Origin of the sequence: Dokdonia sp. 4H-3-7-5 (genome assembly GCF_000212355.1) — a bacterium.
Classification (GTDB): Bacteria; Bacteroidota; Bacteroidia; order Flavobacteriales; family Flavobacteriaceae; genus Dokdonia.
On the sequence record NC_015496.1, the window covers coordinates 2,250,204 to 2,267,074 of the forward strand.

Below are 16,871 nucleotides of genomic sequence, written 5' to 3' on the forward strand. Positions count from 1 at the left end.
ATGACATTACTACAGCCATCATATCTCTGGGGACTACTAGCACTTGCAATTCCAATTCTCATTCACTTGTGGAGTCGCAAGAAGGTGCGCACTATAAAAGTGGGCAGTATACAATTTATCGCGCCCACAAAATCTAAAGAGAGTAATAGTATCCAGCTTAATGAATGGTGGCTACTACTATTGCGTTGCTTGATTATTAGTACGCTAGTGGTAATTCTTGCACAACCACATATTACAACAACTCCCGATAAGGAGGAAGTTGCTTATCTTTTCGAACCTTCGTTACTTTCCACAGCAGATGGTCTAGCGAGATTTGAACAAATACCACTAGAAGGAAGGCGATTATTACAAGAAGATTTTCCACTGTGGGAGACTGGAGATGTAATAGCAAATAAAGAGGTGGTGCCTAATTATTGGCAGCTCGCTCGAGAGATGGAAGAATTAGCTGCAGATAGTATTGTGGTTTTTACACACGCTTTCGCGAAAGCGTTACAAGGCAAAAGGCCTACCATAAAAAAGAACATTACGTGGATTCCTGTGGAAACTACTAGACAGAATGAGCAGCCCCTAGTCGCAATTGCTCATAAGGATAGTTTAGAAATCATTAATGTGTTGAGCGAGGCACAACTACTTGGTATAAATAAAGAGAAAGTAGCGATACGTGATGTAACATTAAATCTTACAAAAGATAGCGTCGAGATCAGAACGAATGGTATTTCCAGAACCATTTCTATAAAAGAGTATTCTCCTATTGAGACTACAATCATCTATAATAAAAGACATGATGCCGAACGTAGTTATCTAGAGGCAGCTTTACGTGCGATAAGTCAGTTTACTAAGAGAGAGATTGTCATCACCGCAGTGTCAGATAGAGAAAAAATAGATACGACGACTATAGATTATTTGATTGATTTGAGTGATAATCCTATGATGGCTAGCGACACGCCTACATTATATTATCGTCCAGGAGAAATCGCAAATTCGCTTGTTGTACCAGGACCTGCAGCAACTACGTCGATACTGACAAAGAAACTAACGCCTAAACTCATTACAGGAGAACCTCTAGTAACACAATTACTTACATGGCTTAATCTTGATCAAGAATTAAATATACAAATGGGAGACCTTGATAATCGGGTGATGAGTTTAGAGCAACTGCAAACCATTAATATTCCCGCTACCACAATGAAAAAAGAGGTAAAATCAGATATGTCAAGTACCTTCTGGATACTGCTTTTAGTACTCCTTGTAAGCGAGCGCATACTCTCTAGAATACGTAAACAATAATGCAAGAAGGGATACAACTCATACAGATTTACATGAAGCGCTGGCAGTTATTGCGAGGCTTAGAAGCCGTGCTTTATGGTATCGGAGCTGGACTTTGTAGTGCATTTATTACTAGAAATCTAATAATAGGTATTGTCGCTTTTCTAGTAGTAACTGCAATAGCAGTGCTCATGATTAAACCTTGGAGAATCAATCTAAGTTCTGTGAGTGCTTACATTGATAAACATCTTCATAATGCCGAATATAGTAGTAGTTTATTGTTGGCTTCGCCAGATGGAATGTCGGGACTTGCACAGTTACAGCAACAGAAAATTACCACACTCTTATCACAGCAAATTACCACTGTCAAACCTAAAACGAGGTTGCGATATGCTGCGATTACTGCAAGCGTATTGATACTAATCGGTGTCATAGTTTTTTATGCATTTGGAAAGAGCATAAATCGTACTAATGGAACTACACCTGGGCAGGAGATAATGACATTTTCTGTGACAGATTCTGTTGCTCCAGCATACAAGCCGCCTGTGCTCATTAATCAGAAGCTTGCCATTCGTTATCCAGCTTACACAAAACTTGGTTCACGTACGTCTAGTTTGATGAATGCAAAGGCAGTTGAGGGATCACAGCTATATTGGCAATTGGATTTTGACAGTAAGGTAAGTGAGGTTACAGTAGAAGGGATAGGAGTTAATGATGAGATGAGGGGTGATGGTACCGCTTTCGCGAAAGCGTACAAACCCACACAATCTGGCTATTATAATTTTAAATTCATTGATACACTTGGAACTAGCTACGCATCAGATATTTATGCGATTGAAGTGGTAAAAGACAAAGCGCCATTAGTAGAAATTAAAAACATCCCACAGTTTACGTCTTTTGATTATTCAGACAATAAGAAGATTGCTTTTACTGCCGAAATAAGTGACGATTACGGAATCGCAGCAGCACACATTGTTGCCACGGTAAGTAAAGGCGAAGGAGAGTCTGTAAAGTTTAGAGAAGAGAAGTTGGCTTTTAATCAACCGGTTCAAGTAGGTGAGAAATCCATGCGATTATCTAAGACTCTTAATTTAGATCAGCTGAAGATGGAGCTGGGTGATGAGTTGTATTTTTATGTTGAGGTAAGTGATCAAAAGACACCAAAGCCTAATATCACCCGTAGCGAGACATTCTTTGCAGTAATAAAAGATACGGTGAGTGATGGTTTTGGAGTAGAAGGAACTCTAGGAGCAGATTTGATGCCTGATTACTTTAGGAGCCAGCGGCAATTGATTATCGATACGGAAAAACTCATAGAAGAACGACCACAACTCACTGAGAAGGAATTTAAAACGCGCAGTAATGATTTAGGTTTTGACCAGAAAGCATTACGATTAAAGTACGGTCAGTTTATGGGCGATGAAGCAGATTCTGGCATCGCTGTTACTCCAGATATACCTCATGAAGACTTTGATGCAGATGATCCCACTGCAGGTTTTAGACATGATCACGATAGTGAGAATGAGCATAACCTCGTTCCAGAAGAACATGATCATGAAGAAGATGCAGAAGAAGAGGGTGAAAAATCTATACTAGAAGGATATATTCACAATCACGATGATCCTGAAGAATCAACCCTTTTTACGGAATCCTTGCGCAGCAAACTCAAACAAGCCATGGCCGAAATGTGGGATGCAGAGCTACACCTTCGTCTTGCAGATCCCAAAGTGTCACTACCTTATCAATATAGGGCATTGACATTAATACAAGACATTAAAAATAGTGCACGCATTTATGTGCACCGCATAGGTTTTGACCCGCCGCCTATTAAGGAAGATAAGCGACTTTCTGGAGATCTTAAGGAGATTGATAATTTTTATAAAACTGAGCAAATAGCGGCAACTAACCCTTATGTAAGTATGGAGCAAAGTATAGCGCTTCTTGAAAAGCATATTGCTGGAGAAGCCGCATTAACTGCTGCAGATAAGGCGATACTTGCCAGGGCTGGAGAAGAGCTAGCAACGATAGCAATACAAGAACCGGCAAGACACCTTAATACCTTGCAACAACTCAAATGGCTCACAGAAGAAAAGCAGCAACCGGCAACTACACTGCGACAAGTACAGCGTGGATTATTACAAGCATTACCAGTAAATGATGCAATGCCAATTAGTCGTAAGCCATACAGAGGAAAGCTAGAAGATATATTCATTAAAGAACTACAGACGGGTGATCGATAATATATCCTTTATACATGAAGAGTGGATGTGGCCTGTAATTGCTGGCGCCGTTATATTGTGGGGTCTTTTTATATGGAAAGAACTTCGCGTAACAGGCAGCAAATATGTAATGATAAAGGCGATAATCGCTCTTATCGCAGTAGCTAGTCTTGCATTGATGTTGTTGCAGCCAGTAAAAACTGTACCACGTACTAAGGGCGTAGGCATTATTCTCACAGAAGCATATAAACAACAGCAGTTAGATAGCTTACAGGTTCTCTACAAGGACATAGAAATTATCAAATATGATGGTGATGGTTTTAATCCCTTGCAACTCGAGGCTATAAGTACTGCTTATATACTCGGGAATGGGGTTGCCTCTTATGATATTTGGCAAATACAATCTATTGCAACTACCTATTTAACTGGTGAGAGATTGAGTGGTATTACAAAACTCGCGTATAATAAATCTGCAACCGTTGGTGATTCCCTTTCAATCCGTGGGATTTATACATCGCCTATTAAAGGAAATCGCTTGTTACTAGAAGATGCTGGAGGAAATGAACTTGATTCGGTAACGGTTTCTGGTGGTGATGCATTTGATTTTGAGCTGCAAGCTACAACCTCCGTAAGTGGAAAGTATGTGTATAAACTTATTGAAAAAGACAGTCTTAGTACTATTATTTCTGAAGATCCATTACCTCTAATCATTAAAGAAAAAGAACGCTTGCGTGTTTTAATTATAAATGGTTTTCCCACGTTTGAAACTAAGTACCTAAAAAACTATTTAGCTGACGAGGGGCATGAAGTGCTAGTACGCAGTCAGCTTACTAAGGAACGGTACAAGTTTGAAAATTTTAATAGAAAACAAGGAGTTATCTACGGCTTTACGAGCGCTAATCTTTCAGCTTTTGATGTGGTGGTTATGGATGCTAGTTCTTACAACGGCTTGTCTAGCGGTTCTCGTAGAACACTTAATAATCAAGTATCGCAAGAAGGTCTTGGAGTATTTATACAGCCAGATGTGGCAGTAGTAAATGATGGTAAACAATTTGGTTTTCGCTTTAAGCGAAATAATAAAAATGAAATAGCACTCTCAACCTGGCCTAAAGTTAAGGTAGCTACAATTCTTTATAGTTTTGACGCTGGAGCACTCGTACAACCTATTATTTCTGAAGAAGGAAATGTATGGGCAGCATACGCTCAGCGGGGTGCTGGTAGATGGGGAAGTACGACACTTACAGATACCTATCAATTAATTCTTGATGGTAATGAAGCAACATACAACTATTTATGGTCTTCCATACTGAGTGCGGTAAGTCAGAAAGAATTGCCTACTGTTCTCTGGGAATTTCAAGAAGAAATAGGGGTAAAGGATGCACCTTTTCGCTTTAAGCTACGCACAGAAATACCAGCTCCAAAGGTTCTGGATAATGAGCAGGTTGCAATCCCACTACGACAAGATGTTTTGCTAGAAGATCAATGGGAGGGAACGGTATATCCATCACACTCAGGCTGGAATGAATTGCGTCTAGCGCAAGATAGCACCGCAGTTGCCAGCTTTTATATCCCGCTCGACACTGACTGGAAATCGTTAAGAACATCTACTCAAATCGCTCATAATAAACGCACATTTAATGTAGCTCAAAAGGCAGCAGAAACGCACACAGTTTTAGAACCTGTAGAGCGTTTATGGTTATTTGTCATATTTATTCTTGCGATGGGCTATTTATGGGTAGCGCCTAGACTAGAAGGTGTGTGAAGAATAATTGACTATCTTGAGTCATTGTTTAATCCGTGTTTATACAATAATTTATGAGTGCAAAAACTATTTCTAAGCTATTTGTAATAGCTGGCCTATCTAATGTACTTGGTGTGCTACTATTATCTAAAGGATTTACAAATCAAGTAATGATGGATACACAGCCAGAAGTAATGGGCTATTTTGGGCTTATAGCAATTGTTTTATGGGGACTTGGGTATATAGCTGTTTCTAAAAGCTATGCGTCTGTACCATGGCTTATTGCGGTATTTACGATTGAGAAATTTGCATACGTGATTGTATACCTACAGTGGTTTACGAGCCATTCAATTACTACAGTATACGAGCAAGACGCACTTGCTGGAGTATTTTATAGCATCTATGGTCTTAATGACTTTCTTTTTATGCTCTTCTTTGGATGGGTATTTATACGCTTGAATAAATCTACCATCAAGTAATTTCAAAGATTACAACTTATTTACTTGCTTTACGATTTCCTATAAATCGCAAAAGGCTATCCTTGTGGATAGCCTTTGCAAAACAATGAGGTTAAATTAAGTATGGTAACAAATCATTACTCAAAACCAAATTGAAAATTTGGGGGAATTCAATCTAATAAACAATCTATAAAAACATCTTCTCTGCGGGGATAATCATACTTCTTTTTCTGTACTAGATCTTCGAGTAACACTCGCTATGCTAGGTAAGTAAGTCATTCTGCACTGCTAAATTAGCTATACATGATCTTCTCCATCATTTTTGAAATGATGAGCCGAGCGCATTCTATGAAATGCACAATTAATCGATAAAATACACAAAATTAATAACTGTGGCTCTAAAGTTTTGAGCTTGCTCATTTTTGATGAGAATAGAAAAGACAGAAAAAAGAGCGTGTTGAGGTTCGCTTTCGCGAAAATGGGATGGGTTTTAGACTAATTATGATAAATGAAAGCCATGATAATTAAACTAAGGTAGGTGTCTCTGTTGTAGAATAGAGGTATGAAATTAATGTTACTTTTAATTTCTTAATGTCTCAAAAGTTTCGGCCATAGCGAATTTATCTTCTTCGGCATAAGGGTAGATAAAGAGAAAGGAGTAATGCTCGTGGTTTAATAATATTTCATATTTATCTAGAACACCATTTACAAAGGACGAAAACGTACTTTTAATACGACGATAACTTAAGTCTTTATGGACAGTAATTAATTTATCAAGGTATGAATAAGACATAGCTACGCTTGTTACCATTACTGGATTTTCTGCCGAAAGGCCATACGTTTGATTTTTGCTTTCCATAGTATTAATTTGAAATGGAGTATAAGTTAAAATAGATTTGGATTGTAATTTACATCACAATCCAAATCTATTAATAAAGATATAAACTACTCTACAAACTCAATAATTTGAGCAGAAACAATCACTTTGTATTTGCTCACAAATAAGAAACCAGAAGTTTTTACTTCTACCACCTCATTTACTACGCTTCTTGCAGCTCCATCCATTCCTGCTCCTGAAAGCATTTTTGCCTTTGCTTCGGCTACGAGACCGTTTTTTGCTAGTCCGCCTATTCCAAAAATATAAGTAGCTTCTGCTTCTCCTTTTACCATTTTTACAACTTTGAAGTTCTTCTTTGTAAGAACAACTTCTGTAGTGTTCTGGTTGTAGTTTTTTGGTAAGCCAAAGTGTGAAGCACAACTTGTCATTAACAGAGCAACTAGTGCTAGTAAAAGGTACATTTTTTTCATAAATAATCTTGATCTTAGGTATTACCTACTCCTGTTTAGTGTCTTTTTTCGGCTTGTTCCGACAGTGTGTGGCAAACATAATTTTATCAAAGCAGACTTTTTTACGGGCAACCTCATTCTGGTAGATTTATTGGTTTTTTTAGAGAAGTATCTTTATTACTCTTTTGATATTTAACAAATTCTGTAAAAAAAAGGGTCTCCAGATGGAAACCCTTTACAAACAATCCCGACTTAGAAACCCCTAGCAACTAAGCCGTGACAAGTATACGAACTTTACAAAAAGATGGCGTACGGGAAACCGCATTGAGTTCATTTTTATTTTTTCAGTCAATAGGTAGTCTAAAAAAAATATAAATATATTGGGTTTTGTTTTTCTTTCGCGAAAGCGGACTTCTTAGGTGTGTAATTAAAACAAAAAGGCACCCAAGTGGGTGCCCAATGCAAATAATCTTGACTTAGAAACCCCTAGCAACTAAGCCAAGACAAGAATACATGATTTTTAAACAAGTCTTTTACGGGTTTCCTTTATTTGGGCGTTTTTTTTCATTTTTAACTTTTGCGAAAGCGAATCCGAAAAGGACACTAGTATTGTAAATAAAAAAGGGTACCCAAGCGGATACCCTGTACAAACAAATTTGGCCTAGAAACCCCTAGCAACTAAGCCATGACAAGGATACGTGATTTTTAGATAGGTGTTTTACGGATTTCCTTTATTTGAGCATATTATTTTATTTTTTAACATTTGATTTTTTATTAGTAATTGGTTATCAGCTTTTTATAAAAAAATAGAGGATGCTCAAATGAACATCCTCTACAAACAATCCTTGACTTAAAGCCCCCCATGATTTTAAGTCGTGGTAAGATTACAAGGTTTTATAATAATAACGTTACGGGAAACCGCATATAGGTGATTTTTTTATGAAATACATTTAAATAATACCTAAATCCTTTACTAATGCAACTAGATGAACAGCATTATTTGCCCTAAACTGAATTTTAAGTTTGCTCATTTTTTTCTCAATTGCACTTAGACTCGATGGAGACTCGTTAAGAGCCACGAGTTCTTTACTTATTTCATCATGAGAATAACCGTAAGAGAGTAATCGCATGAGGGTGATATCGTACTCGTCTATTTGTAAATCTGCATTGTCAGACATCGCCATAGCAACACGTGGAGAGATATAACGCTCTCCATTAAAAACGGTTGTGATTGCCTCTTTAAGATCGGAGATCCCTTCTCGTCCTTTGCATACAAAGGCATCTACACCCGTATCATTATACAGCTGTCTCACACGCTGGAAGCGATCTTCTACAGTGTAAATGATAATCTTGAGCTCAGGATGTTCTTTCTTTAAAGCAGCTGCAAGATCATCTCCAGATGGAAATTGTTGCTTACGGTGGTCTGCTACAAATGAAAGATCAGAAATTATGAGGTCATAGGATTTACCGTCCATTTCTGCTTTTTTAATGAGTTTATATGCCTCATCACAATATTGAACTTGTTTTATGTAAGGTATTTGATAGGTAGTGAGAATGTGTTGTACACCTTCATTGATACTTCCTAAATCGTCTGCTATAATTACTTTTTGAAACATTATATGTTGATCTGTGCTTTAAAACCTTGGTTAGACTTACTTTCAAAAGTAATTGTTCCTTTTAAAGCTTCTATACGGGATTCCGCATTAAGCAAACCATTTTTAGAATTTATAGCACCGCCTATACCATTATCCTTATACAGAATATGCAGTTTCTTACCCTCTTTTGAAATCTCAACAAAGGCTATAGATGCTTTACTATGTTTATTAGTATTTGTAATTAACTCTTGTAAAATCCTATAAATAGTAGTCTTGTGTACTTTTGGAATTTGATTCCAATCTACCTTGTCGATACCTTTTGTGATAATGTTGAGAGATGGAGTTTTATAACTTGATAACAAATCACGTAAGGTTATGTGGAAAGATTCTTCTGTCTCAATAAAACTATTTTCTCTAGATATATCTCGAGTTCTACTATAAATATGCTCTAGATTATCTAGTAAGTGACTTTCATTGTATGTATTAGTTTGCACTTGTGAGATTAGTTTGTAAACATCATTTGCAACTTCGTCATGTAATCTCTTTGAGATTTTTGTTTCTGTCATATATACTTGTTCAAGGCGCTTTCTTTTATTGCGTAATGAAAGGAAGATAATAATACCTACCGTGATTACCATAATAAATAAAGCTAAGAACTGGTAGCGTGTTTTATTAACCTTCTCCTGCTGTGCTATGAGCTCGCTTTCCTTTGCTTGCGTTTGGAACGTGGCGTATTCATACTTTTGAGCTGCATATTTATTTTCTTGAAGAGTTTGCACTTTGTATAAACTGTCTGATAGTTTCTTAAAAACATCGGCATTTGCTGTTGTGCCTATATCAATTGCCAGTCCGAGGGCTTCTAGTTTATATCTAGGATTATTGAGTTTATAAGCAATATCTTTTGCTAGACGAGCATGTTTTCTTGCTAGTGCTTCTTTGCCTTGCTGATGGTAGTAGTATGCTAGATGTCTATTTGTCGAAAAACTTCCCGTTATATTTCTGCTTTTTTCATTAATAGCTAGCGCTTCTAGCATCAATGCCTCACCCTTGAAATCACCTATTTGAGTAATACTATACCCATAGTTGTCATATATAGTGGTCAGTATGTTGTTATCTTCTATGCGGTCTGTATCCTTCATAAAGGGACTTAAGACTTGAGCCGCTTTCTCATAAGATGAGCGCTCCATATAAATGGTGGCGATGTTATTTGAAATGGTAATACTATCTTCCTTTTTTGTAGCCATCGCCAGTGCTTGCTGGTAGTTTTCTAGAGCTAGTGGCAGATTGTTAAGACTTCTGTGCAACCTACCCAGTCTATTTCTGAGACGAACGATGGTTTGTGTATCTGTTACAGGAATATCTTTTAAAAGGTTGATGGTGGCTTTTTCGCTCTCAAAAATGTCACCATTATTAAAATATCCTAAGGATATAAGCTCAGAGTAATAGTTATTGCGGGCTTTATCGTTTTTATGATTTTCAAGTTGGCGCTTGAAGTAATTAATACCTGCTGTTACATCCTCCGTGTTTTGTGGGTAGCCAATAACTCTATAGTAATGCTGAGTGCTATCTATGGGTGTCTGTCCAGAAAGTGGTGTTGTCCAAATACTACAAAGCGTGAGCACTAGAAATACAAGTAGGGTTGTAATAGTAGATTTCTGCATCCCTCAAAGATATTATATTTTGTAAGTGGGAATTACGGGTTTGTAAGTAAAAAATATTGATGTGGATGGTTACGCTTTCGCGAAAGCGTATGCCATAGTGTATCTAACAATGATAGTTTAGTTTAATGTAAAGATTCCGCCTCAGGCTGGTACGAGGTTTTAGGAGTTATGGAGTTCAATGTGGAGATGTCGTATAAATTTTTTAATTAAAAACGAAGCGATGGGATTCACGGTACACTATGAATCATTAGAAATACTACGAACGGACGAGATTAATGATATGTAAACTAACTCAATAGATAGTACAGAGAAATTAAGTTATATCACCTTAATGTAAAATTATCTTTAATGATTTGTTAGCGCTAATTAAAGGTTCAATTACGATAGTAATTTGTTAAAATTCAATATAACTTTGCAATAAAAAAATTGAAGAAAGAGAATACTTGGATTAGCTGGAATGAAAATGTAAAACATTCATTTACTAATAGCTATGACGTTACTACAGAAGAAGAATTTGCGGATGCCATCAAGAACGCTGAGAATGTTAGATTTTACGGTTCTAAACAATCGTCGTCAGATATTGCTGCTGGGACTGACACACTTATAAATATCAAAAATTATAATCAGATAATTGGTATTGATAAAGCATCTAAAAAAATAACTGTCCAATCTGGAATTGAACTTAAAGACCTTCTAGAAAAAATAGAGAGTTTAGATTGGTGTATTCCTTGTCTGCCAGACATCAACACTATTACGTTAGGTGGAGCCTTAGCAACTGGTACACATGGGACTAATGGAGGACTTATCTCGTCATATATGACAAGTTGTAGACTCATCCAAGCAGATGGTACAATCCAAGTGATTAATGAAGATGATATGCTCATGGATGCCGTGAGAGTATCTCTGGGAGTTCTAGGTGCTTTCTCTACCATTACACTGCAATGTGAGGAATCATACACACTACATCTGATTGAAGAACCCGAGAGTGATGCTACATGGACTAAGAATCTAAGTAGCTATTTGTCTAATCATGATTTCTTAAGAATATTATGGCTTCCTCATACAGGGATGGGTTATGTGATAAAGGGGAAGAAGATTCCGAAAGACCAACATGTCGAAGAAGATCTAGGACCTGCATATTTAAAAAATAGAAGAAAGGCCTCAAAATTTTTATATCAGCTGACTAAGACAGCTCCTTGGACCATTTACTTTGCAAATAAAATTCTCTACAAGCGATTTTTTAAAAGTAGGAAAGAACATAAAGGAAATTTATACCAGGCTACAGTTACAAAATCTAGAGGATCAACTCTTGAGCTTGCGGAGTGGACAGTTGATTTTGAAAAATTCCCATCATTACTTAAAGAACTGTCAGAAACTATAAATAGTTTTAAAAATAAATCATTCATCCACATACCTATGGATGTGCGTTTTGTAGATAGTGATGATAGCTGGTTGAGTAATGCTTACAAAAGAAAAACGGTAACGATGGGTTGCGTTTCAAGAGATGCATCTAGTGCAGATAGTTATGAAGCATTTAAAACGGTAGAAGACATTTTTCTTAAATATGGAGGAAGACCACATTGGGGAAAGCGCTTTGCCGCTAAAGATCCAGAGCTAACTAAACTCTACCCAAAGTGGAATGATTTTAAAGATTTACGTAAGTCTATGGATCCTACAAACAAGTTTTTAAACAAGTATTTAGCTTCTATTTTCTCAGAAAAATTATAATCAATGGTTAAAGGAGTATTATTTGATTTTGATGGAGTGATAGCTTATAGTAAGCACATACATTTTGCCTCTTGGCAGTTTGCTGTAAACGAGGTGCTGGATGCTACTGTAGTAATAACTTCTGGTGATATTAAATCTGGCGCATCACCAATAATCATATCAGAGATATTGTGTGAAAAATTTGGAAGTCACTCTCAAGCCGAGGAGCTACTAAAAGTTAAAAACAATTATCTAACTGAGCATATTAATGAAGTAGAACATTATAGTGGTGTAGGAAAGCTTTTTGAATATCTGAAAAAGCGCAATATACCCTATGGTATAGCCAGTAATGCAAGCAGTGATTTTGTAAAAGACTGTATAAAATTCTGGAAGTTTGAAGTACTTGTGATGTACGGCTATGAAGATTATGTAAATCCAAAACCTAATCCAGAACCTTATTTAAAGTTGGCAAATAGTTTAAATATAGAACCCGCTGACTTTAAAGATATTTACATCTTTGAGGATAGTGAGCTAGGCTTACAAGCAGCTTTAAATTCAGGTATGAAATCTGTTTACATACAATCACATTGTGTAGTTTCTGAAAATATCATTAGTCAAACTAATTATCAATTTAATTCACTGTTTGATGCGATAGGAACTATTGATAAGCTTATAGCTTCTTAGTTAATAGAAGCTCTCATCATGAGAACTTGAAAATTATGACTGTCTTTGAGCTAGGTCGTTTTCAATACTGTATCATTTTTCTTTAATAAAACTTAAATTGACAGCGCTGTAGGTGAATCATTTAGAGGTCTTTAACGGTTGCTAGTTAAAATGTCATAATCCAGCTTAAATTATATTAGTGTCCAATTAAATTTATGTGAAACTAAAATGGACCACATGAAAATAGTAGGAAAAATATTCAGAATAGTGACAGTCGCTCAACTAGGTTATTATACCTATGACTGGATAAAGAATAATCGATCTTTTAAAAAAGAGTTTGTTCCAAATTTGAAGAAAATAAAAAAAAACTAATATAATAAGCATTATGGACAATACTAAAAGAGCAGCAAATCTTGACAATAAAGAGCACGGTGTGCACAAGGATAAGCACGTAAATCAATACGGAGATCAAAACAAGGATTCATCTCAACCTAAGCGGGATGCAGGAGAGGCTAATAAAGCTGGAAACAAAACACTTTCTAATAAAGAAAATGCAGTGCAAGACAATGCTCATAAGGACGCAGAACAAAAATCAAAACAATAATATTATTGATTTGCAATTATTTCAATATACTACAGTGAGAATTTTTAATCAACACTGTAAAATATGATGTAAGATTTCATTTCGATGATGCTAACCGACATTGATTAAAGTGAAAAATCCCGTAAACTAGATGTTTACGGGATTTTTTTATTGAGTTTTGATACTCAATCAGTGGAGTCGGAGGGATTCGAACCCTCGTCCAAACAAGCAATATTACTGCTTTCTACGTGTGTAGTTTCTGTTTAAATTTTCGTGAGATTGCCGGTTAGAAACTACCAACGCACCCCTTATCTTCAATTAGGTGTCTCTCTCGCATCAAAGCCCTACGAGGGATAGGTTTACTTTTACGAAGTCACTATATCGATTGCCGTAAACCAAGGCTCTCGAGTGACTTCCTGCTTGTCTACCTTGTAGACCGAGGCGTAATCTTACTATAATTCAGATTATGCAGCTAGGGCGTAGTTGTTCTCGCCGTTTAAAAAGATGAAAAATGAGATTTACGAGCTGTTTTCCAGCGCTCGACACGCTTACAATACTATTGGTCTCGCTGTCAAAACCAGTCGACCCCAGTATTAAAATTTCCACCTTGCTTTCGCGAAAGCGGAACTACAAATATACTACTAAAGCTTATATTTGCTATTAATATTATGCAAAAGCTGTACCAACTACAGACACTGCCAAAACTTCACACTATGAAATTTGCCATTATCAAGGAACGTAAAAATCCACCAGATAGAAGAGTTGTTTTTTCTCCAGAAAAACTGGCAGAAGCAAGAGAGCAATTTGAAGATGCAAGCTTTGTAGTCGAAGCATCTGATATAAGAGTGTTTCCAGATATGGCTTACACCATTAATGGCTTTGATGTAGAGGAAGATGTATCTGATGCAGATGTGATGATTGGGGTGAAAGAAGTGCCTATGGAGGCGCTTGTGCCTAATAAAAAATATTTCTTTTTTAGCCATACCATTAAGAAGCAACCATATAACCGTGACCTACTCAAGGCTATACTTGATAAGAATATAGAGATGTATGATCACGAAGTGATTACAAAGGCTAACGGAGCACGACTTATAGGTTTTGGTCGTTATGCAGGACTTGTTGGAGCATATAATGGTTTTAGATTATTAGGATTACGTGATGGACTTTTTGAACTTCCTAAGGTAGAAACGTTGTTAGACCTAGATGCTGTAAAGCGCGAGCTCGATAAAATTGAACTTCCTGCTATTAAGATCTGTCTTTCAGGTAGCGGAAAGGTTGCCCGTGGAGCACAAGAAATTTTAGATCATCTTAATATTAAGGAGGTGACAGATCACGCTTATTTAAATGCAGAATTTAGTGAGCCAGTATATTGTACGATTGACGTACTGGAGTATAATAAACGTATTGATGGTACAGAGGGTGCTCGAGCAGAGTTTTATAAAGATCCTTCTGGCTATGAGAGTGACTTTATGAAGTATACAAAGGTGACAGATTACTTTATAGCAGGTCATTTTTATGGAGATGGAGCTCCTTATCTATTCACTAGAGAAGATGCAAAACATCCAGAGTTTAAAATTAATCTTGTTGCAGATATATCTTGCGATATAGACGGTCCAGTGGCGAGTACCATTCGTCCTTCTACTATTGCAGACCCATTTTATGGGTACAATCCTGCTACAGAACAAGAAGATGATTATAATAAGGATGGTGTGATTGCCATGATGGCTGTAGATAATCTCCCGTGCGAATTACCTAAGGATGCTAGTGAAGGTTTTGGTGAGATGTTCTTAAAGCATGTGATTCCAGCGTTTTTTAATGGAGATAAAACAGGACTTCTTGATCGAGCGAGAATGACGCAAGATGGAAAGCTCACTGAGCGTTACAGCTACCTTCAAGACTATGTAGACGGTAAGGAGTAACGTTAAAGTTACACTAAATTCCTACAAGTGTTAAAAGATAAATAACACTACTTTGTACCTTTATCGTTCATCAATCAATTAATAATGAAAGTTCTTATTACAGGCGCAACGGGATTAGTAGGGCGAGCACTCACAGACTTATGTCATAAAGACGGCATAAGTGTACATTATCTAACTACCTCAAAAGATAAAATTGAGGATACACCTAATTATAAAGGTTTTTACTGGAATACAAAGACAGATGAGCTAGACGAAGCTTGCTTTGAAGGAGTAGAAACTATCATCCACCTTGCTGGAGCATCCATTGCGCAGCGCTGGACACCAGAAAATAAAAAAGCAATTTTTGAAAGTAGAGCTACAACAGCGAGATTGTTGTATAGTGCGCTTTCGCGAAAGCGGTCTAAAAACCAACCTATTTCTATAAAGCATTATATATCTGCTAGTGCAGTAGGTGGATATCCATCTTCATTTACAAAAATGTATGATGAGTCTTATCCAGAATATGCTAAAGGTTTTTTAGGACAAGTTGTCGAAGAGTGGGAAAAAGCTGCTTTGGAATTCCAAAAACTTGATATCATTACTAGCCGTGTGAGAACGGGGATTATTCTTGACAAAGACAGTGGAGCGTTACCTAAAATTATGCAACCTGTAAAATATGGAGCAGGTGCACCACTAGGATCAGGAAAACAATGGCAATCATGGATTCATGTGGATGATATGGCAGGGATTTACTTCCATATATTAAAAAATAAATTGGCTGGCATATATAATGGGGTAGCACCACACCCAGTTACAAATAAAAAGCTGACAGAAGTGGTAGCAGACACTATGGGTAAACCGCTCATAATCTCTAGAGTTCCTAAGTTTGCACTTAAACTCATGCTAGGCGACATGGCAGCAATAGTTTTAGAAAGTCAGAAAGTAAGTGCTCTTAAAATTAAGACAGATGGGTATGAATTTAAATATCCAAAAATTGACAAAGCCATTGAAAGCTTGCTAGATTAACAAAATAAGAAAAGCCACTCGTGAGAGTGGCTTTTTTTATGCTCTATAAAAAGGAAGTCTTAAGCTTTAGTAGCCTTAAGATTTACAGTAAGCTCGATATCGTCAGAGATAAATTTATCTCCTAAATCGTCAAATACAGATTGTGATCCGTAGTTTACTCCCCAATCAGTACGATCAATAGTAAATGGCTCACTTGTAAGTGTCATATTTTCACCTTCTACAGTGTAAGATACTGGGAACTCAATGTTCTTCTTCTGGTCTCTCATAGTAAGGTTACCTTGCATCATTTTTTTACCGTCTTTTTCTGTAACACCAGTTACTTCAAAAGCAGCAGTAGGATATTTTGCAACGTTAAAGAAGTGATCTTCTTTTCCTTCTGCCATTCCTTTTAAGTGTCCTTCAAGACTTTCTTTTCCGTCACCAGCCTCAAGGTCAGTTACAGTAATAGAAGTCATGTCAATAAGGAATGTTCCAGTAATAACATCTCCTGCAACGTTTACAACACCGTTTTCTATGTTGATAGTTCCGTTATGCTTTCCTGTAGGCTTACTTCCTACCCATGCAATTGTAGAGCCTGCAGCATCTACCTTAAATTTTGTAGCATCTTCTACTACAGCAACTTCTTGAGCATCTTTTGCTTCTGTCTCGTTCTTTTCTCCTTTACAAGAAACTACTCCTGCAATAAGAGCTACAGCAGCAAGTGTATTTAAAATTTGTTTTTTCATGTTGATAATATTATTTAGTGAACTGCAAAATTAACATTTATC

At 36.8% G+C, this 16,871-nt stretch carries 14 protein-coding genes and 1 other RNA gene; 9 read left to right on the forward strand and 6 right to left on the reverse strand.

Annotated features, from left to right (window positions below; translation table 11 throughout):
• From KRODI_RS10015 to KRODI_RS10030, 4 genes are read left to right on the forward strand one after another with little or no spacing between them, the layout of a single operon-like run.
• On the forward strand, nt 1–1,287 hold the full coding sequence (locus KRODI_RS10015) for a BatA domain-containing protein (protein ID WP_013751491.1): 1,287 nt from the start codon (nt 1–3) through the stop codon (nt 1,285–1,287).
• Nucleotides 1,287–3,506, forward strand: a complete 2,220-nt coding sequence (locus tag KRODI_RS10020) for a hypothetical protein (RefSeq protein WP_013751492.1) — start codon at nt 1,287–1,289, stop codon at nt 3,504–3,506. Before KRODI_RS10015 ends, KRODI_RS10020 begins: the two co-directional genes overlap by 1 nt.
• On the forward strand, nt 3,496–5,247 hold the full coding sequence (locus KRODI_RS10025) for a hypothetical protein (RefSeq protein ID WP_041295680.1): 1,752 nt from the start codon (nt 3,496–3,498) through the stop codon (nt 5,245–5,247). Before KRODI_RS10020 ends, KRODI_RS10025 begins: the two co-directional genes overlap by 11 nt.
• A 53-nt stretch (nt 5,248–5,300) precedes the next feature.
• Nucleotides 5,301–5,705 carry a hypothetical protein gene (locus KRODI_RS10030; RefSeq protein ID WP_013751494.1) on the forward strand — a complete coding sequence of 135 codons (405 nt, stop codon included), beginning with the start codon at nt 5,301–5,303 and terminating at the stop codon, nt 5,703–5,705.
• 559 nt (nt 5,706–6,264) lie between these two features.
• Here KRODI_RS10030 and KRODI_RS10035 read toward each other — a convergent pair.
• The 4 genes from KRODI_RS10035 to KRODI_RS10050 all read right to left on the reverse strand — a co-directional run bounded on the left by KRODI_RS10035 (nt 6,265) and on the right by KRODI_RS10050 (nt 10,227).
• On the reverse strand, nt 6,265–6,543 hold the full coding sequence (locus KRODI_RS10035; protein WP_013751495.1) for a hypothetical protein: 279 nt from the start codon (nt 6,541–6,543) through the stop codon (nt 6,265–6,267).
• 86 nt (nt 6,544–6,629) lie between these two features.
• Nucleotides 6,630–6,992 carry a DUF6567 family protein gene (locus KRODI_RS10040; protein ID WP_013751496.1) on the reverse strand — a complete coding sequence of 121 codons (363 nt, stop codon included), beginning with the start codon at nt 6,990–6,992 and terminating at the stop codon, nt 6,630–6,632.
• Nucleotides 6,993–7,921: 929 nt separating this feature from the next.
• Complete coding sequence (locus KRODI_RS10045; protein ID WP_013751497.1) at nt 7,922–8,587, reverse strand: response regulator; 666 nt, start codon at nt 8,585–8,587, stop codon at nt 7,922–7,924.
• Entirely contained in the window at nt 8,587–10,227 is a 1,641-nt protein-coding gene (locus KRODI_RS10050; protein ID WP_013751498.1) for a signal transduction histidine kinase, read from the reverse strand. Before KRODI_RS10050 ends, KRODI_RS10045 begins: the two co-directional genes overlap by 1 nt.
• 426 nt (nt 10,228–10,653) lie before the next feature.
• Here KRODI_RS10050 and KRODI_RS10055 point away from each other — a divergent pair, with 426 nt between their 5' ends.
• The 3 genes from KRODI_RS10055 to KRODI_RS10065 all read left to right on the forward strand — a co-directional run bounded on the left by KRODI_RS10055 (nt 10,654) and on the right by KRODI_RS10065 (nt 13,201).
• Nucleotides 10,654–11,955 (forward strand): D-arabinono-1,4-lactone oxidase, encoded by a 1,302-nt coding sequence (locus KRODI_RS10055; protein ID WP_013751499.1) that lies wholly within the window; start codon nt 10,654–10,656, stop codon nt 11,953–11,955.
• Between the two features lie 3 nt (nt 11,956–11,958).
• The gene (locus KRODI_RS10060) at nt 11,959–12,618 is read left to right on the forward strand and encodes an HAD family hydrolase (protein ID WP_013751500.1); all 660 of its coding nucleotides are present in this window, start codon (nt 11,959–11,961) and stop codon (nt 12,616–12,618) included.
• 364 nt (nt 12,619–12,982) lie between these two features.
• Nucleotides 12,983–13,201 carry a hypothetical protein gene (locus tag KRODI_RS10065; RefSeq protein ID WP_013751502.1) on the forward strand — a complete coding sequence of 73 codons (219 nt, stop codon included), beginning with the start codon at nt 12,983–12,985 and terminating at the stop codon, nt 13,199–13,201.
• Between the two features lie 169 nt (nt 13,202–13,370).
• On the opposite strand, the gene ssrA is transcribed toward KRODI_RS10065, so the two are convergent.
• Nucleotides 13,371–13,769, reverse strand: a transfer-messenger RNA (tmRNA) gene (gene ssrA / locus KRODI_RS15455).
• A 124-nt stretch (nt 13,770–13,893) separates the two neighbouring features.
• Here ssrA and KRODI_RS10070 point away from each other — a divergent pair.
• The gene (locus KRODI_RS10070) at nt 13,894–15,099 is read left to right on the forward strand and encodes an NAD(P)-dependent oxidoreductase (RefSeq protein WP_013751503.1); all 1,206 of its coding nucleotides are present in this window, start codon (nt 13,894–13,896) and stop codon (nt 15,097–15,099) included.
• Nucleotides 15,100–15,183: 84 nt separating this feature from the next.
• Nucleotides 15,184–16,104 carry a TIGR01777 family oxidoreductase gene (locus tag KRODI_RS10075; RefSeq protein WP_013751504.1) on the forward strand — a complete coding sequence of 307 codons (921 nt, stop codon included), beginning with the start codon at nt 15,184–15,186 and terminating at the stop codon, nt 16,102–16,104.
• 59 nt (nt 16,105–16,163) lie between these two features.
• Here the strand turns inward: KRODI_RS10075 and KRODI_RS10080 are convergent, their stop codons facing one another.
• Entirely contained in the window at nt 16,164–16,829 is a 666-nt protein-coding gene (locus tag KRODI_RS10080; protein ID WP_013751505.1) for a YceI family protein, read from the reverse strand.
• Nucleotides 16,830–16,871 lie beyond the last annotated feature (42 nt).

Bases quoted from the DNA above. Each gene is read 5' to 3' on its own strand.
- KRODI_RS10035 (WP_013751495.1), bottom strand. From the start codon at position 6,543: ATGGAAAGCAAAAATCAAACGTATGGCCTTTCGGCAGAAAATCCAGTA.
- KRODI_RS10040 (WP_013751496.1), bottom strand. From the start codon at position 6,992: ATGAAAAAAATGTACCTTTTACTAGCACTAGTTGCTCTGTTAATGACA.
- KRODI_RS10020 (WP_013751492.1), top strand. From the start codon at position 1,287: ATGCAAGAAGGGATACAACTCATACAGATTTACATGAAGCGCTGGCAG.
- KRODI_RS10075 (WP_013751504.1), top strand. From the start codon at position 15,184: ATGAAAGTTCTTATTACAGGCGCAACGGGATTAGTAGGGCGAGCACTC.
- KRODI_RS10070 (WP_013751503.1), top strand. From the start codon at position 13,894: ATGAAATTTGCCATTATCAAGGAACGTAAAAATCCACCAGATAGAAGA.
- KRODI_RS10030 (WP_013751494.1), top strand. From the start codon at position 5,301: ATGAGTGCAAAAACTATTTCTAAGCTATTTGTAATAGCTGGCCTATCT.
- KRODI_RS10015 (WP_013751491.1), top strand. From the start codon at position 1: ATGACATTACTACAGCCATCATATCTCTGGGGACTACTAGCACTTGCA.
- KRODI_RS10065 (WP_013751502.1), top strand. From the start codon at position 12,983: ATGGACAATACTAAAAGAGCAGCAAATCTTGACAATAAAGAGCACGGT.
- KRODI_RS10045 (WP_013751497.1), bottom strand. From the start codon at position 8,587: ATGTTTCAAAAAGTAATTATAGCAGACGATTTAGGAAGTATCAATGAA.
- KRODI_RS10080 (WP_013751505.1), bottom strand. From the start codon at position 16,829: ATGAAAAAACAAATTTTAAATACACTTGCTGCTGTAGCTCTTATTGCA.
- KRODI_RS10050 (WP_013751498.1), bottom strand. From the start codon at position 10,227: ATGCAGAAATCTACTATTACAACCCTACTTGTATTTCTAGTGCTCACG.
- KRODI_RS10060 (WP_013751500.1), top strand. From the start codon at position 11,959: ATGGTTAAAGGAGTATTATTTGATTTTGATGGAGTGATAGCTTATAGT.